Below are 13,712 nucleotides of genomic sequence, written 5' to 3'. Positions count from 1 at the left end.
CGCCACCGGCGCGGTCGACCCGCGCGGCTGGTCGCACGAGGGCGCGGTCGTCGCCGAGCAGCCGAGCGCGGGCGAGGTCGACCTCGGCGGTCGCCCGTCGGTGCTCGTCTGCCCGCCCGCCCCGCGGCTCGGCGCCGAGGTCGGGTCCGACGCCGGCGACGAGGACTTCCGCGCCGACTCGCCGGCGCGCACCTCGACCGTGCTGCGGACGGTCGGGGGGCAGGCGGTCTCGGCCCTGACGCTGCCCGCCGACGAGGAGCCGCCCGCCGGGCTGCACGGCACCGCCTCCGGCGACGGGACGGTGGTCGCGACCGACGGCGTCCAGCCCGTCGTCCTGCAGGCCGGGCCCGAGGCCTCGGTCGGCGCGCTGGCCGTGCACGTGGCCGACGACGGCGACCTCGCCGGGCTCGCGGCGTCCTCCTGCGGGTTCCCCGCCGAGTCCTCGGTGCTGGTCGGTGGCGGGGTCGAGGCGGGCCGCAGCGGGCGGGTGGTGCTGTCGAACCCCGGCACCACCACGGCGAGCGTCGACCTGGTGCTGCTCACCCCGTCCGGACCGGTCTCGCCGCCGGCGGCCCAGGACCTCGCGGTCCCGGGCGGCACCAGCCGCGACGTCCTGCTCGAGGGGCTGGTGGAGCCGACGCCGGCGCTGGCCGTCGGGGTCACCGCGCGCGGCGGCGCCGTCGTGGCGCACCTGGTCGACACCCGGATCGCCGGCGTGCGCGCCCAGGGCGTCGAGCAGGTCACCGCGACCCAGCCGGCCACGGCGCTGACGCTGCCCGGCCTGCTCCCCGGCCCCACCACGACCGCCGTCCTGCGGCTGGCGAACCCGGGCTCGACGCCCGCCGCCGTGGGCTGGCAGCTCACGGGTCCGGACGGTGCGGTCGCGCAGCAGGGCGAGACCGTCGTCACCGTGCCCGCCGGCTCGGTCGCCGAGGTGCCGCTCGAGGAGCTCACCGGCCCGGCCGCCGCCGAGGCGCTGGCCGTGCAGGTGACGTCCGACCAGCCGGTCGCCGCCACCGTCCAGGTGCGCCTCGGACGGGCCGGGGGGCTCGCCGACCTCGCCGTCGCGCACCCGGCCCCGCGCCTGGCCGGGCAGGCCCTGGTGCCGCTGCCCGACGGCGAGGGGGTGCGCGCGGCGCTGGCGCTCGCAGGCACCGACCGCGCCGGCACGGTCGAGGTGGTGGGGCTCGACGCCGACGGCGAGCAGGTGGGGGAGACCGAGGAGGTGCGGGTCGAGCCCGGACGCACCGCGCTGGTCGCCGTGCCGGCGGACTCCGTGCAGATGGTCCTGCGGGTGGCGTCGGGCGAGGTGGCTGCGGCCGTCGTGCTGCGCTCGGAGCCCGACGGCGGACCGCGCGCCAGCTACGCCTCGGTGCTGCCGGTGCTCGTCCCGCCGCCGGCGCCCGCGAGCGTCGTGGTGGGCCAGCTCTCGCCGGACGTGCTGCGCGCGCCGGCGGGGTCGGCTCCCTAGGAGCCGGTCCTACTCGCGCGACTCCAGGTCGTCGGGGGAGACGCCCAGCACGTGCGCCACCTGCTCGACCACGACCGAGCGCACCAGGTCGGCGAGGTCGGCCGGCCCCTGGGCCCGGGCCTCGACCGGCCGCCGGTACACCACCACCCGGGCGGCGAGCCCGCGGTCGGCCGGGAAGACCCGGCCGAGCGGCACCTCGCCGCCCTCCCACGGCGACGGGTCGGCGGGCGGCACGTCCTCGACGGCGAGCTCGATCTCCTGCACCCGCTCGCGCCAGCGGCGCGGCAGGTCGTCGGCGGCGTCCAGGACGAGGTCGTCGAACCGCTCGGCCCGGGTGCGGGCGGCGGGCAGGGCGGACGGCAGCAGCTGGCCGCGCAGACCCCGGCCGTGCCGGTCGCGGCGGCGTGGGCGGACGGGCACGGCCCCACCCTAGGACGTGCCCCCGCCGCGGCCCGCGCCGCGCGTCCGGCCGGGCGTCCCGGGCCCGGGGACGGTGCGGGACTAGGGTTCCGCAGGTGAGCGCAGTCCGCCCCGGTGTCCGCCGCTGCACCCGCAGCGGGTGCGTCCAGCCCGCGGTCGCGACGCTGACCTACGTGTACTCGGACAGCACCGCCGTCCTCGGCCCGTTGGCCACCGTGGCCGAGCCGCACTGCTACGACCTGTGCAGCGCCCACTCCTCGCGCCTCACCGCGCCCCGCGGGTGGGAGGTGGTGCGGCTCGCGCCGTCCGAGCCCGTGCACGGCCCGAGCGACGACGACCTGCTCGCCCTCGCCGACGCGGTCCGCGAGGCCGCGCGACCCGCGGCGACCGCGCCGGCGCCGGAGCCGACGGGGACGATCGAGGTGGGCCGGCGGGGGCACCTGCGCGTGCTGCGCGACGAGGGTCGCTGACCCTGCACGCTGCGTGACGAAATGAGCGGACAGCGGTTCCCGACACGCCGGGCGTTAGCCCGGACGGTGGCTGCAAACGGTGTCAGCCACCCGTCCGGCCCAGCGCTTTCGGGTGACGCTTCAGCCATTCGTGGCGATCGCCGATGTGTTGCTGTCAGCGCAGCACCCCCCGCTCACCCGAAGAGGTCGCACCGATGCCCGCCACCGCCGCCCCCTCCCGCCGCCGCTCCCGCACCGCTGCTCCGCTGGCCCCGCTGGGCTCCCTGACCCAGGTCCGCAGCACCCGCACCTGCCACGCGTGCGGCTCCACGCACCTCACCCGGCTCGCGATGCGCCTCACCGACGGCACCTGCGTCGACTTCACCTCGTGCCGCGGCTGCGAGGCCCGTCGCTGGGAGCAGGACGGCGTCGCGCTGTCCGTCCAGGACGTGCTCGCCCGCACCCGCAAGCCCGCCTGACCCTCCCCAGTAGCCTGCGGGGCATGACCGCCAGCCCCGCGCACCGCCCGGACCTGAGCCGGGTCGTCAAGGCCTACGACGTCCGAGGAGTCGTCCCGGACGAGTGGGGCCCCCGCGAGGCGGCCGCCCTCGGCGCCGCGAGCGCCGACGAGCTCGGCCGACCCGGCCGCTCCTTCGTCGTCGGCCACGACATGCGTCCCTCCTCGACCGAGCTGGTCGACGCCTTCGCCACCGGCCTGGCGTCCCGCGGTGTCGACGTCGTCCTGATCGGACTGGCCTCCACCGACGGCCTCTACTACGCCAGCGGCGTGCTCGACTGCCCGGGCGCGATGTTCACCGCGAGCCACAACCCCGCCCGCTACAACGGGATCAAGGTCTGCCGCGCCGGTGCCCGCGCCGTCGGCCAGGACTCCGGCCTCGCCGCGATCCGCGCCGGCGCCGAGCGCTACCTCGCCGAGGGCCTGCCGACGCCGACCTCGCCCGGCACCCGCACCGAGCGCGACCTGCTGCGCGGGTACGCCGAGCACCTGCGCACCCTCGTCGACCTGTCCGGCGGCCGGCACCTCAAGGTCGTCGTCGACGCCGGCAACGGGATGGCGGGGCACACCGTGCCCGCGGTGCTGGGCACCGCGTCCGGGCTCGACGCCCTGCCCCTCGAGGTCGTCCCGCTGTACTTCGAGCTCGACGGCACGTTCCCGAACCACGAGGCGAACCCGCTCGAGCCCGAGAACCTGCGCGACCTGCAGGCCGCGGTGGTCGAGCACGGCGCCGACATCGGCCTGGCCTTCGACGGCGACGCCGACCGCGTCTTCGTCGTCGACGAGCGCGGTGAGCCGGTGAGCCCGAGCGCCGTCACCGGTCTGGTCGCCGTCCGCGAGATCGCCAAGGAGCGGGCGCGCGGTCGCGAGGCCACCGTCATCCACAACCTGATCACCTCCCGGGCGGTGCCCGAGCTCGTCACCGAGGCAGGTGCCACGCCCCTGCGCACGCGCGTCGGCCACTCCTTCATCAAGGAGCAGATGGCCTCCAGCGCAGCGGTGTTCGGTGGCGAGCACTCGGCGCACTACTACTTCCGCGAGTTCTGGGGCGCCGACACCGGCATGCTCGCGGCGCTGCACGTGCTGGCCGCGCTGCAGGAGGCCCCGGGCCCGCTGTCGGACCTGACCGACGCGTACGAGCGTTACGTCGCGAGCGGCGAGATCAACTCCCGCGTCGAGGACGTGCCCGCGGCGGTCGCCCGGGTGCGGGCCGCCTTCGCCGGCCGCGGGGAGGTCGACGAGCTCGACGGCACCACGATCACGGGCACCGGCGACGGCCCGATGTGGTGGTTCAACCTGCGCGCGTCGAACACCGAGCCGCTGCTGCGCCTGAACGCCGAGGCGGCCGATGGTGACACGATGGCGGCGGTGCGCGACGAGGTGCTCGCGCTGGTGCGGCAGGAGGCGGAATGACCGACGACACCACCCGGCAGGCGATCGACCCGTGGCTGCGCGAGCTGCTGCGCTGCCCCGCCTGCCGGGCCGAGCTGGCCGACGCCGCCGGACCCGACGGTGGTCCCGAGCTGGTGTGCACCTCGTCGGAGTGCGCGCTCGCCTACCGGGTCGACGACGGCGTGCCGGTCCTGCTCGTCGACGAGGCGCGTCGTCCGGGGGCCTGAGATGGCCCTCGACGAGCAGCTCCTCGACGACGCCGCGGGGCTGGAGGCCGCCGACCCGCGGGCGGTGCTGCGCTCGCTGGCAGGCGCCGGGGCGCAGGTGCGCCAGGCGCTCGCGCTCACCCAGGAGTCGCTGCCGCCGACGTGGACCGACGGCGGCCGGCCACGCGCCGTGGTGGTCGCCGCCCGCGGCGGTGCCGCGGTGGTGGCCGACGCGCTCGCGGCCGCGGGTGGCGGCGCCGGCCCGGTGCCGGTGCTGGCCCTGTCCGGCGCGCGGCTGCCGTCGTGGGTCGGGTCGATGGACGTCGTCGTCGCGATCTCGCTGTCGGGGCGCGCCGAGGGGGCGGTCGCCGTCGCGTCCGAGGCGGGCCGGCGCGGCGCCCAGCTGCTGACCGTCGGGGCCACCGGGTCGCCGCTGGAGGAGGTCAGCCGGCGCTTCCGCGGGGCGCACGTCCCGCTGCCGGTCGACCGCTCGGCCGCCGCCACGCCGACCTCGCGCACGGCGCTGTGGTCGCTGCTCACCCCGCCGCTGCTCGCGTGCGACCGGCTCGGGCTGCTGCCCCCCGACGCGTCCGGCGGCGAGCACGACCTCGCCGCGCTCGCCGACGCGCTCGACGCCGAGGCCGAGGCCTGCCGGCCGTCGTCCGAGGCATTCGTCAACCCGGCCAAGTCGCTCGCGCTCGAGGTCGACGGGTCGGTACCCGTGATCCTGGGCGACAGCCCGCTGGCCGGGGTCGCGGGTCGGCGCGCCGCGTCGGTGCTCGCGCGCACCGCGCGGGTGCCCGCGGTGCACGGCGTGCTGCCGGACGACGCGGGCGACGTGGTGGCGACCTTCGGCGGCCCGTTCGCGTCCGACGCCTCCGACGAGGTGTTCGCCGACCCGTTCCTGGACGGCCCCCCGGCCACCCGGCTGCGGCTGCTGCTGCTCGACGTCGGCGACGGCATCGGCTTCTCCGCCGTCCGCGACCTGGCCGAGCGCTCGGGCGTGCGGGTCAGCGACGTGCGCGCGCACACCGAGCTGGGGGACGACCTCGAGAACGGGTCGAGCGGCCCGGCCGAGACGCCGATGCAGCGGTTCGCGCGGGTCGTGGCGCGGGTCGACTTCGCCGCGACCTACCTCGCGCTCGCCACCGGCCTGGACCCCGCGCGGTCGCCGCACGTGGCCGAGCTGCGCGACTCGCTGCGCTGAGGACGCGCCCCCGCGGCGCAGCCTCTAGGGTTCCGCGCATGGCGACCGGCGGCGGCAACAAGGCGATCGTGGCGGCCCTGGCGGCCAACCTCGGGATCGCGGTCACGAAGTTCGTCGCCTGGGCGCTGACGGGTGCGTCGTCGATGCTCGCCGAGGCGATCCACTCGGTGGCCGACTCGGGCAACCAGGTGCTGCTGCTCGTCGGCGGGAAGCGGGCCAAGCGCGCCGCCACCCCCGAGCACCCCTTCGGGTACGGGCGCGAGCGGTACGTCTACGCCTTCATCGTCTCGATCGTGCTGTTCAGCGTCGGCGGCCTGTTCGCGCTGTACGAGGCGTGGCACAAGTACCAGGACCCGCACCCGATCGAGGGCCGCTGGTGGTGGGTGCCGGTGGTCGTGCTCGTCGTCGCCATCGTGATGGAGTCGTTCTCGTTCCGCACGGCCATCAAGGAGTCGAACCACGTCCGAGGCTCCCGGTCGTGGAAGGACTTCGTCCGCACCGCCAAGGAGCCCGAGCTCCCGGTGATCCTGCTCGAGGACCTCGGCGCGCTCGTCGGCCTGGTCTTCGCGCTGTTCGGCGTCGGGCTCACCCTGCTCACCCACAACGGCCTCTGGGACGCCGCCGGCACCGCGATGATCGGCCTGCTGCTGATCGTGATCGCCGCGATCCTGGCGGTGGAGATGAAGTCGCTGCTCATCGGCGAGGGCGCGACGCCCGAGAACGTGCGCGCGATCGAGGCGGCGCTGCCCGGCGGCTGCGTCGAGGGCATCATCCACATGAAGACGCTGCACCTCGGCCCGGAGGAGCTGCTGGTCGCCGCGAAGTTCGCGGTGACCCCCGGCGCGACCGCGGCCGACGTCGCCGACGCCATCGACGCCGCCGAGGCGCGGGTGCGCGAGGCCGTGCCGATCGCCCGGGTGATCTACCTCGAGCCGGACCTGCGCGAGGTCACCAGCTGAACCGGGTGCAGTCGGCCGGGAACGAGAACCACGCCAGCGCCCGACGCGGCGTGATCACCCGCAGGCCGCCGCCGTCCTCGCCCGCCCACGCGTCGGCGCCGGGGCGGTAGCCCTCGGCGTGGTACTTGCCGAACGCGGCGCTCAGCCGGGCGCCGAGGTCGTCGGCGTCGGCCCGCGCGGGCTCGCTGACGCCCTCGACGATCACCGCCTGCCGGCCGTCCTCGAGGGTCAGGGTCACCGCGGGGTTCGACGCCAGGTTGCGGGCGTGGACGGTGGTGGGCGCGCCGTCGTACCAGAACCGGCCGTCGACCCACACGCCCCAGCGCGGGACGGTGTGGGGCGTGCCGTCGGGGCGCACCGACGACAGCCAGTAGTGCAGCGAGGCCACGAGCCGCTCCTCGACCGCGGCCCAGTCGAGCAGGCCGTTGGTGGTCTCGGGCAGGCCGTAGCCGTCGGGCAGGGTGGGGCGGGAGCTGGTCGGCGCGGTCATGGCGCGACCGTAGGCCCGGGGTCCGACAGTCGGCCGGCGGTCGGTCGGCGGTCAGCTCGTGCAGCGCTCGAGCACGACCTGCTCGTCCCGGGTGCTGACGGTGCCGCCGTCCTGCGTCCACCCGGCCAGGTCGTCGCGCCACGACGCGGCGTCGTCGGCGCCGTCGGTGCGCACGACGACCCGCGTGCAGGCGCCCTCGCCGTCGGCCCAGGTGACGTAGGCGTCGCCCGCCCACCCCTGCAGCGGCAGCGACTCCTCGTCCGGCAGGGACGCGTAGTCCTGCGGGTCGAGGGTGAGCAGGCTCAGGCCGTGCACGCCGAACGACCCGCGGTCGAGCACCTCGGCGCCGGCGGGCGCCGCCGTGTCCGGGAGCGGCTCGGGGTCGGCCGCGGCGGGCGTGCCGGCGGCCCAGCCCGGCATGTCCCACAGCTGCTCGAGCGTCGTCGGCGGCTCGCGCAGGGCGTCGAAGACCGCCTCGCTGCCCTCGGCCTCCTCGAGCATCAGCGTGCCCCAGTACCCCAGCGCGTAGGGCAGGTAGGCCGAGGCCTCGGCGAACGGCTCCGACGGCCCGCCGCCGCCCGGGGTGCTCCAGTACTCGTCGGCGTACGCCGGGCTCTGCTCGTCGAGCCAGTCGTACTCGTACAGCGTCGCCTGTCCCTCGATCACGGCGCTCAGCGCCGCGTAGCTCTCGTCGTAGAGGCGGGTCGAGGCGGTCACCGCCTCGAGGTCGACGACCTGGTCCTGCAGCGCGTGCACCAGCTCGTGCAGCAGCGTGACCTCGACCATCGGCGACCACTCGGTACCGCGCACGATGACCGACCCGTCGGCGTAGGAGTAGAACCCCACCACCCCGTCGGCGAACCCGCTCTCGCCGAACTCGTCGAACGCCGCGGGGTCCTCGACGAGCCCCAGCGCGGTCACCGTCGAGGTCCAGTCGTCGGTGGGCAGCGTCGCCGGCTCCGACCCCTCCGCGTCCTCGTCCACCGCGAGCAGCGCCGCCTCGAAGGCGGCGTCGTCCAGCACCGTGACCTCCGGCTCGGACGCGAACTCGTGCCCGGTGCGCTCCTCGATCCAGGCGACGATCCCGGGCATCCGCTCGGGCACCACCTCGGCGGCCGGCCGGCCGGCGTCCGGGTCGCCGCCCCAGGCCTGCACCGCCAGCGTCCCGCCGACGCCGAGCAGCACCCCGACCAGCAGGCAGACCAGGCCCACCACGAGGGCGAGCACCACGGGGCGCCGTCGCGGCGGTGGCTGGTACGCCGGTGGCGCCGGGTACCCCTGGTGCGGCGGGTACGGCTGGGCGTACGGCGGCTGTGCGTACGGCGCCTGTGCGTACGGCGGCGGCGGGACGGGCGCCGAGGGCGTCGTCCACGGGGAGGGGTTCGACATGGTGCACCCAGCGTGACGGACCGCGGCAGGACGCGGTGGGCGTTTCGGCACGGTCCGTCCGTGCGCCGGGGCACCGTTGCCGGAGCGTTACACTGGGCGGGTTCCGGCGTCGGTGATGCCGCTGGCCCAGAGGGGCTGCGCCGGGTCGTCCTCATCCGCGACCCCTACTGGAGAACACCCAGATGACCCTGAACGAGACCGACTACAAGGTCCGCGACCTCGGCCTGGCCGAGGCCGGCCGCCACCAGATCCGCCTCGCCGAGCACGAGATGCCCGGCCTGATGGCGCTGCGCGCCGAGTACGGCGAGAGCAAGCCGCTGACCGGCGCCCGCATCGCGGGCTCGCTGCACATGACCGTGCAGACCGCCGTGCTGATCGAGACGCTGACCGCGCTCGGTGCCGACGTCCGCTGGGCGTCCTGCAACATCTTCTCGACCCAGGACGAGGCCGCCGCGGCCGTCGTCGTGGGCGACGGCACCCCCGAGGCGCCGAACGGCGTTCCCGTGTTCGCGTGGAAGGGCGAGACCCTCCCCGAGTACTGGTGGTGCACCGAGCAGATCCTGTCCTGGCCCGGCGAGGACGGCCCGAACATGATTCTCGACGACGGCGGCGACGCCACGCTGCTGGTGCACAAGGGCCGCGAGTTCGAGCTCGCCGGCGCCGTGCCGTCGACCTCCGAGGACGACTCCGAGGAGTACGGCGTCATCCTCGACGTCCTGCGTCGCTCGCTGTCCGAGACCCCCGAGCGGTTCACGAAGATGGCGGCCGGCATCAAGGGCGTCACCGAGGAGACCACCACCGGCGTCCACCGGCTCTACCAGTTCGCCGCCACCGGCGACCTGCTCTTCCCGGCGATCAACGTCAACGACTCGGTCACCAAGTCGAAGTTCGACAACAAGTACGGCTGCCGCCACTCGCTGGTCGACGGCATCAACCGCGCCACCGACGTCCTGATCGGCGGCAAGGTCGCCGTCGTCGCCGGCTACGGCGACGTGGGCAAGGGCTCGGCCGACTCGCTGCGCGGCCAGGGTGCCCGCGTGATCGTCACCGAGGTCGACCCCATCTGCGCGCTGCAGGCCGCGATGGAGGGCTACCAGGTGGCCCGGATGGAGGACGTCGTCGAGACCGCCGACATCTTCATCACCACCACCGGCTGCTACGACGTCATCACCGCCGACCACATGGCGAAGATGAAGAACAAGGCGATCGTCGGCAACATCGGCCACTTCGACAACGAGATCGACATGGCCGGGCTGGCGAAGATCCCGGGCATCACGAAGACCGAGATCAAGCCGCAGGTGCACGAGTGGACGTTCCCGGCCGCCGACGGCCAGGACGAGAAGTCGATCATCGTGCTGTCCGAGGGTCGGCTGCTCAACCTGGGCAACGCCACCGGTCACCCGTCGTTCGTGATGAGCAACTCGTTCGCGAACCAGACCATCGCCCAGATCGAGATCTGGACCAAGCCGGGCGAGTACGAGAACAAGGTCTACACGCTGCCGAAGCACCTCGACGAGAAGGTCGCGCGGCTGCACCTGGACGCGCTCGGCGTCCGGCTGACCGAGCTCACCAAGCCGCAGGCCGAGTACCTCGGCGTCGACGTGGCGGGCCCGTACAAGCCCGAGCACTACCGGTACTGATCCGGACGCCGCGGCGCACCGCCGTGCCCCGCGGCACGTACCACCTGGCCGGCCGGCCCGAGGCGTTCTCCTGCGCCCCGGGACCGGCCGGTTGGCGTTTCGTCTCCGCGGCGCTCGACCTGGCCTGCGACACCGGGTTCCGCCCGGTGCGGTTCGCGGTCACCGGGCCGGACGCGAGCCAGCTGCGCGGGGGAGGCCTGCGGCTCGACGACGGCGCCCCGGTGCTGGTGTGGGCGCGGTCCGACGCCGTCGACGACGAGAAGGTCTCGGCCGCAGCGGGTCTGCTGACGTCCTCACCGGGGTCGCTGGTCGCGCTCGCGCGCGGGGTCGCGGCGCCGGGGGAGGGACGGGCGTCGGCCGACGTCCCCGTGCTGCGGGTCGCCCCGGACGCATCGGGGGCGCGGCTGGTGCGGCTGCGGGTCGAGCGGCTCGGTGCCGAACGGCACGAGGCGCCGCAGGGCGCGCTGCTCGACGAGTCCTGGCGGCTCACCGACGTCGACACGGCCGACGTCAGCGGACTGCACGTCGCGGGCGACGTCGTCCTGCACGCCACAGCGGGCGTGCTCGACGACGAGGTCGAGCTGGTCGACCTCGACGGCCCGCCCTGGCCCGCCGGTGCATAGGGTCCGAGGATCGATCTGCTCGATGCGCTTCGCGATGAGCTCGAGGGGGTCAAGAGCGCGTGGCGCCGGCTCGGAGCCCCGGTCGCCGATGCCTTGCGTCCCGGTCTCGACGACGACGAGCTCGACCGCCTCGCCGGCGATGCGGGGTGGAGGCTCCCTGCCGAGCTGAAGGTCTTGTGGGGCTGGCACGACGGAGCGCAGCCAGGTGGCCCCAGGTCGATCGGGCCGGGCGGTTACGAGTTCCTGTCGCTGCGAGAGGCGCTCGACGAGACGGCTCAGCAACGGTCCTGGTTCCCTGCCGGGGACCACACACCGATCGGCTGGCAACCGCACTGGTTGGTCCTGATGACGCAGGGTCCGCAACGGCTCTACGCCGACTGCACGACCGATGACCCACTTCGCAACCCCTGGCTCACCCGTCTCGGCATGGTTCCGTGGGAGTGGGAAGACGCGGACCTGGCCGTCGCAGGATCGCTTCTGCATGCGGTGTCCCTGTGGCGCTGGCTGCTGGACCACGACCACTACGAGGTGGAGGACGGCGGCGATCTGCAGCCGCGTGACTTCCCGACGTGGCCGTTGTGGTTACGCCTGAGCGCTCTGGCCTGACCGCAGCCGCGCCGCCCTACCGGTCGGCTAGAACGCCGCCGCGGGTCCGGACGCGCGCTCGGCCCGCGACAGCGCCCGGACGGCGGCGGCCTGCCCGTGCCGCCGCGCAGCCAGGACGGCGAGCAGCGCGAGCACCGGGTGCAGCACGTCGTCGTCGAAGGCGACGGGCTCGGCGCCGACGCTGACGGCGAGGTCGTCGGCGTGCACCACGACCTCCATCAGCCGCACGACCAGGAAGTCGTCGGTCGCCAGGCAGCAGTCCTGCCACGGGACGTAGGTGGTGGGGCCGGCGGCGTCCAGGGCCGCGGGCAGGTCCGCGGCGGACGCCCGCAGCGCCTCCTGGGCGCCTTCGTGCCCGGCGCCGGCCATCTCGTTGAAGTCGTCGCGGATCGAGGTGTTCTCGCCCGCGTCGACCGGCGCGAGGAACCAGTCGGTGCGCTCGTACAGCCCGGCGAGCGAGACGACGGGGGCGTGCGGCGGCACCGGGTCGATCCGCAGGAACTCGACCGCGCACTGCAGCTGGCTCACCAGGTGGGTGGCGAGGCCGCCGACGGTCAACCCCGGCAGCGCCGACTCCTCGTCCCAGGCACGGGCGACCTGGGCGGAGGCGACGAGGGGGGCGACGGCCTCGGCGGCGCGGCCGAGGGCGGCGCGGTCGAGCGTCCCGGCGAAGGTGAGAGGCATGCACCGAGCCTAGGGCGGGTGGCTAGCCTGCGGCGGTGACCGTCTCGCTGAAGTACGCCGTGGTCGAGCGGGAGCGCCGCTACCTCGTGGCGCGCGTCCCGGACGGGGTCGAGCAGGTCGTCGAGATCGTGGACCGGTACGTCGAGGGCACCCGGCTGCGGCTGCGCGAGGTGACGGCGGCGGACGGCGCCACGACCCGCAAGCTCGGCCAGAAGGTGCGCCTGGAGGAGGGGCCGGCCGAGGTCGCGTGCACCAACCTCTACCTCGACGACGCCGAGTGGGACCTGCTGTCCGCGCTGCCCGCGCGGGTGCTGCGCAAGCGTCGCCACCTGCTGCGCCGCGACGGCCTGCTGGTGGCGGTCGACGAGCACGCCGACGGCACCCTCGTGGCCGAGATCGACGACCGCGACCACCCGTCCGACGCGGTGCCCGCCTGGCTCGAGGTGCTCCGCGACGTCAGCGCCGACGAGGCGTGGACCGGCGCGGCCCTCGCCCGTCAGCAGTAGTCGCCCCTTCGCGACCGCACGAAGGGGCGCCTTCTGCCCACGACGCCGCGAGTGGTTGCTTCCCGGCCCCCGAAGCAACCACTCACGGCGTCATGGCGTCCGTAGGTGGTCGAGCTCGGCGAGGTGCCGGGTCGCGACGTCGTCGCCGGCCGACGCAGCGGCACGCCAAAGTCGTGCTGCGGCGTCCAGCTCGCCGTCCTCGGCCAGCATCACGCCGAGATTCGTCGCCGCGTGCGCGTCGCCGGTGTCTGCCGCCCGCTCCAGGACGTGTCGTGCGCCGTCGCGGTCCCCGAGCTCCTCGAGGACCAGGGCCAGGGGAATCCCGGCGCCGAGAGCTCCCCCGCCCCAGAGCACCCGGAGCACGGGCAGAGCCTCCTCAGCGGCAACGTCCTCGCGCAGGCTCCAGTCCGTGGCGCACTCCCAGCAGGTCGGCGCGTGCTCGGCGATGATCGAGTCAGCCTCGTCCGGGCGGCCAGCAGCCCGGACCACCCGGGCCAGGCGGTACGCCGCCCCCTCGACGTCGTCCGCGCGGCGCAGCTGCGTCTCGGCGCCGGCGAGGTCGCCGACTCCTTCGAGCAGCTGACCGGCGAGGAACGCACCCCTGCGGTCACCGCCAGCAGCGCACTCTGCATAGGCCTGCAGCGCGTCGCGCAGCTTGCCTGCTTCCTCGAGCTCCTGTCCCCGGTACAGCGCCTCCTCGGCCGTCTCGCCGTGCACCGCGTCAGCGCACCGCGTCGAGGACCGCGAGCCGGACGGCCTCGGCGGCGGCGGACTGCACGGCGCCGGTGCCGGCGACGCGCGCGGCGCCCGGCCAGCCGGGCGGGGCGTCGGGGGCGGCGGCAGACGGCGGGACGGCGCCGGTGGCGAGGCAGAACACGGTGTCGCCGTCGCCGAGGGTGTGCACGGGTTCGATCGCGCGGGCGAGCCCGTCGTGGCCGGCTGCGGCGGTGCGGGTGGCCGTGGCGACGTCGAGCCGGGCGTTCGTGACGACGACCGCCAGCGTGGTGTTCAGTCCTGCGTCGCCGGGCTCGGCGGCGGACGCCGACCCGACCACGCGGCCGGCGGCGTTCACCACGGCGAGCGCGGCGACGACGAGGTCGCCGGGCAGCCGAACCAGGCCGTGGCCGACGCCGCCCGGCGCGGCGCCGCGCTG

17 protein-coding genes are annotated in these 13,712 nt (G+C 75.3%); 11 read left to right on the top strand and 6 right to left on the bottom strand.

What is annotated here, in order from left to right; all coding sequences use genetic code 11:
- On the top strand, positions 1–1,471 hold a 1,471-nt coding region (locus tag ACYVKY_RS12590; RefSeq protein WP_460435336.1), incomplete at its 5' end, for a DUF5719 family protein.
- A gap of 9 nt (positions 1,472–1,480) precedes the next feature.
- Here ACYVKY_RS12590 and ACYVKY_RS12585 read toward each other — a convergent pair.
- Positions 1,481–1,891 (bottom strand): metallopeptidase family protein, encoded by a 411-nt coding sequence (locus tag ACYVKY_RS12585; protein WP_460435335.1) that lies wholly within the window; start codon positions 1,889–1,891, stop codon positions 1,481–1,483.
- Between the two features lie 95 nt (positions 1,892–1,986).
- Here ACYVKY_RS12585 and ACYVKY_RS12580 point away from each other — a divergent pair, with 95 nt between their 5' ends.
- The 6 genes from ACYVKY_RS12580 (at position 1,987) to ACYVKY_RS12555 (ending at position 6,621) form a co-directional block, all read left to right on the top strand.
- Positions 1,987–2,361, top strand: a complete 375-nt coding sequence (locus ACYVKY_RS12580) for a DUF3499 domain-containing protein (protein ID WP_460435334.1) — start codon at positions 1,987–1,989, stop codon at positions 2,359–2,361.
- Between the two features lie 194 nt (positions 2,362–2,555).
- Positions 2,556–2,819 (top strand): hypothetical protein, encoded by a 264-nt coding sequence (locus ACYVKY_RS12575; RefSeq protein ID WP_460435333.1) that lies wholly within the window; start codon positions 2,556–2,558, stop codon positions 2,817–2,819.
- A 23-nt stretch (positions 2,820–2,842) separates the two neighbouring features.
- On the top strand, positions 2,843–4,270 hold the full coding sequence (locus tag ACYVKY_RS12570; RefSeq protein ID WP_460435332.1) for a phosphohexomutase domain-containing protein: 1,428 nt from the start codon (positions 2,843–2,845) through the stop codon (positions 4,268–4,270).
- Entirely contained in the window at positions 4,267–4,476 is a 210-nt protein-coding gene (locus ACYVKY_RS12565; protein WP_460435331.1) for a Trm112 family protein, read from the top strand. Before ACYVKY_RS12570 ends, ACYVKY_RS12565 begins: the two co-directional genes overlap by 4 nt.
- 1 nt (position 4,477) lies before the next feature.
- Positions 4,478–5,662, top strand: a complete 1,185-nt coding sequence (locus ACYVKY_RS12560; RefSeq protein WP_460435330.1) for a phosphoheptose isomerase family protein — start codon at positions 4,478–4,480, stop codon at positions 5,660–5,662.
- Positions 5,663–5,700: 38 nt separating this feature from the next.
- A complete protein-coding gene (locus ACYVKY_RS12555; RefSeq protein WP_460435329.1) occupies positions 5,701–6,621 on the top strand; it encodes a cation diffusion facilitator family transporter in 921 nt (306 codons plus the stop codon).
- On the opposite strand, the gene ACYVKY_RS12550 is transcribed toward ACYVKY_RS12555, so the two are convergent.
- Both ACYVKY_RS12550 and ACYVKY_RS12545 read right to left on the bottom strand, forming a co-directional pair.
- Positions 6,611–7,111 carry a pyridoxamine 5'-phosphate oxidase family protein gene (locus ACYVKY_RS12550; protein ID WP_460435328.1) on the bottom strand — a complete coding sequence of 167 codons (501 nt, stop codon included), beginning with the start codon at positions 7,109–7,111 and terminating at the stop codon, positions 6,611–6,613. The genes ACYVKY_RS12555 and ACYVKY_RS12550 overlap by 11 nt on opposite strands.
- Before the next feature lie 51 nt (positions 7,112–7,162).
- Positions 7,163–8,500 (bottom strand): hypothetical protein, encoded by a 1,338-nt coding sequence (locus ACYVKY_RS12545; protein WP_460435327.1) that lies wholly within the window; start codon positions 8,498–8,500, stop codon positions 7,163–7,165.
- A 182-nt stretch (positions 8,501–8,682) separates the two neighbouring features.
- Here ACYVKY_RS12545 and ahcY point away from each other — a divergent pair, with 182 nt between their 5' ends.
- From ahcY to ACYVKY_RS12530, 3 genes are all read left to right on the top strand, one after another.
- The gene (ahcY, locus tag ACYVKY_RS12540) at positions 8,683–10,140 is read left to right on the top strand and encodes an adenosylhomocysteinase (RefSeq protein WP_460435326.1); all 1,458 of its coding nucleotides are present in this window, start codon (positions 8,683–8,685) and stop codon (positions 10,138–10,140) included.
- 23 nt (positions 10,141–10,163) lie between these two features.
- Positions 10,164–10,763 carry a hypothetical protein gene (locus ACYVKY_RS12535; RefSeq protein ID WP_460435325.1) on the top strand — a complete coding sequence of 200 codons (600 nt, stop codon included), beginning with the start codon at positions 10,164–10,166 and terminating at the stop codon, positions 10,761–10,763.
- Positions 10,764–10,856: 93 nt separating this feature from the next.
- Positions 10,857–11,369: an SMI1/KNR4 family protein gene (locus ACYVKY_RS12530; protein WP_460435324.1), complete on the top strand. Its 513-nt coding sequence runs from the start codon at positions 10,857–10,859 to the stop codon at positions 11,367–11,369.
- Between the two features lie 27 nt (positions 11,370–11,396).
- Here ACYVKY_RS12530 and ACYVKY_RS12525 read toward each other — a convergent pair whose 3' ends face one another.
- The gene (locus tag ACYVKY_RS12525) at positions 11,397–12,053 is read right to left on the bottom strand and encodes a maleylpyruvate isomerase N-terminal domain-containing protein (protein WP_460435323.1); all 657 of its coding nucleotides are present in this window, start codon (positions 12,051–12,053) and stop codon (positions 11,397–11,399) included.
- 35 nt (positions 12,054–12,088) lie between these two features.
- Here ACYVKY_RS12525 and ACYVKY_RS12520 point away from each other — a divergent pair, with 35 nt between their 5' ends.
- Entirely contained in the window at positions 12,089–12,559 is a 471-nt protein-coding gene (locus tag ACYVKY_RS12520) for a hypothetical protein (RefSeq protein ID WP_460435322.1), read from the top strand.
- A 90-nt stretch (positions 12,560–12,649) separates the two neighbouring features.
- Here the strand turns inward: ACYVKY_RS12520 and ACYVKY_RS12515 are convergent, their stop codons facing one another.
- Both ACYVKY_RS12515 and ACYVKY_RS12510 read right to left on the bottom strand, forming a co-directional pair.
- Positions 12,650–13,276 (bottom strand): hypothetical protein, encoded by a 627-nt coding sequence (locus ACYVKY_RS12515; protein ID WP_460435321.1) that lies wholly within the window; start codon positions 13,274–13,276, stop codon positions 12,650–12,652.
- Between the two features lie 4 nt (positions 13,277–13,280).
- The coding region (locus tag ACYVKY_RS12510; RefSeq protein ID WP_460435320.1) for a P1 family peptidase at positions 13,281–13,712 on the bottom strand (432 nt) is incomplete at its 5' end.

It is taken from the genome of Angustibacter speluncae (genome assembly GCF_054777815.1).
The sequence above is the reverse complement of the archived record's forward strand: the minus strand, read 5'-3'. Positions and strand labels throughout refer to the sequence as shown.

Excerpts from the sequence above, each read along its gene's own strand:
- ACYVKY_RS12560 (WP_460435330.1), top strand. The coding sequence starts at position 4,478 with ATGGCCCTCGACGAGCAGCTCCTCGACGACGCCGCGGGGCTGGAGGCC.
- ACYVKY_RS12550 (WP_460435328.1), bottom strand. The coding sequence starts at position 7,111 with ATGACCGCGCCGACCAGCTCCCGCCCCACCCTGCCCGACGGCTACGGC.
- ACYVKY_RS12545 (WP_460435327.1), bottom strand. The coding sequence starts at position 8,500 with ATGTCGAACCCCTCCCCGTGGACGACGCCCTCGGCGCCCGTCCCGCCG.
- ahcY (WP_460435326.1), top strand. The coding sequence starts at position 8,683 with ATGACCCTGAACGAGACCGACTACAAGGTCCGCGACCTCGGCCTGGCC.
- ACYVKY_RS12525 (WP_460435323.1), bottom strand. The coding sequence starts at position 12,053 with ATGCCTCTCACCTTCGCCGGGACGCTCGACCGCGCCGCCCTCGGCCGC.
- ACYVKY_RS12575 (WP_460435333.1), top strand. The coding sequence starts at position 2,556 with ATGCCCGCCACCGCCGCCCCCTCCCGCCGCCGCTCCCGCACCGCTGCT.
- ACYVKY_RS12565 (WP_460435331.1), top strand. The coding sequence starts at position 4,267 with ATGACCGACGACACCACCCGGCAGGCGATCGACCCGTGGCTGCGCGAG.
- ACYVKY_RS12570 (WP_460435332.1), top strand. The coding sequence starts at position 2,843 with ATGACCGCCAGCCCCGCGCACCGCCCGGACCTGAGCCGGGTCGTCAAG.
- ACYVKY_RS12555 (WP_460435329.1), top strand. The coding sequence starts at position 5,701 with ATGGCGACCGGCGGCGGCAACAAGGCGATCGTGGCGGCCCTGGCGGCC.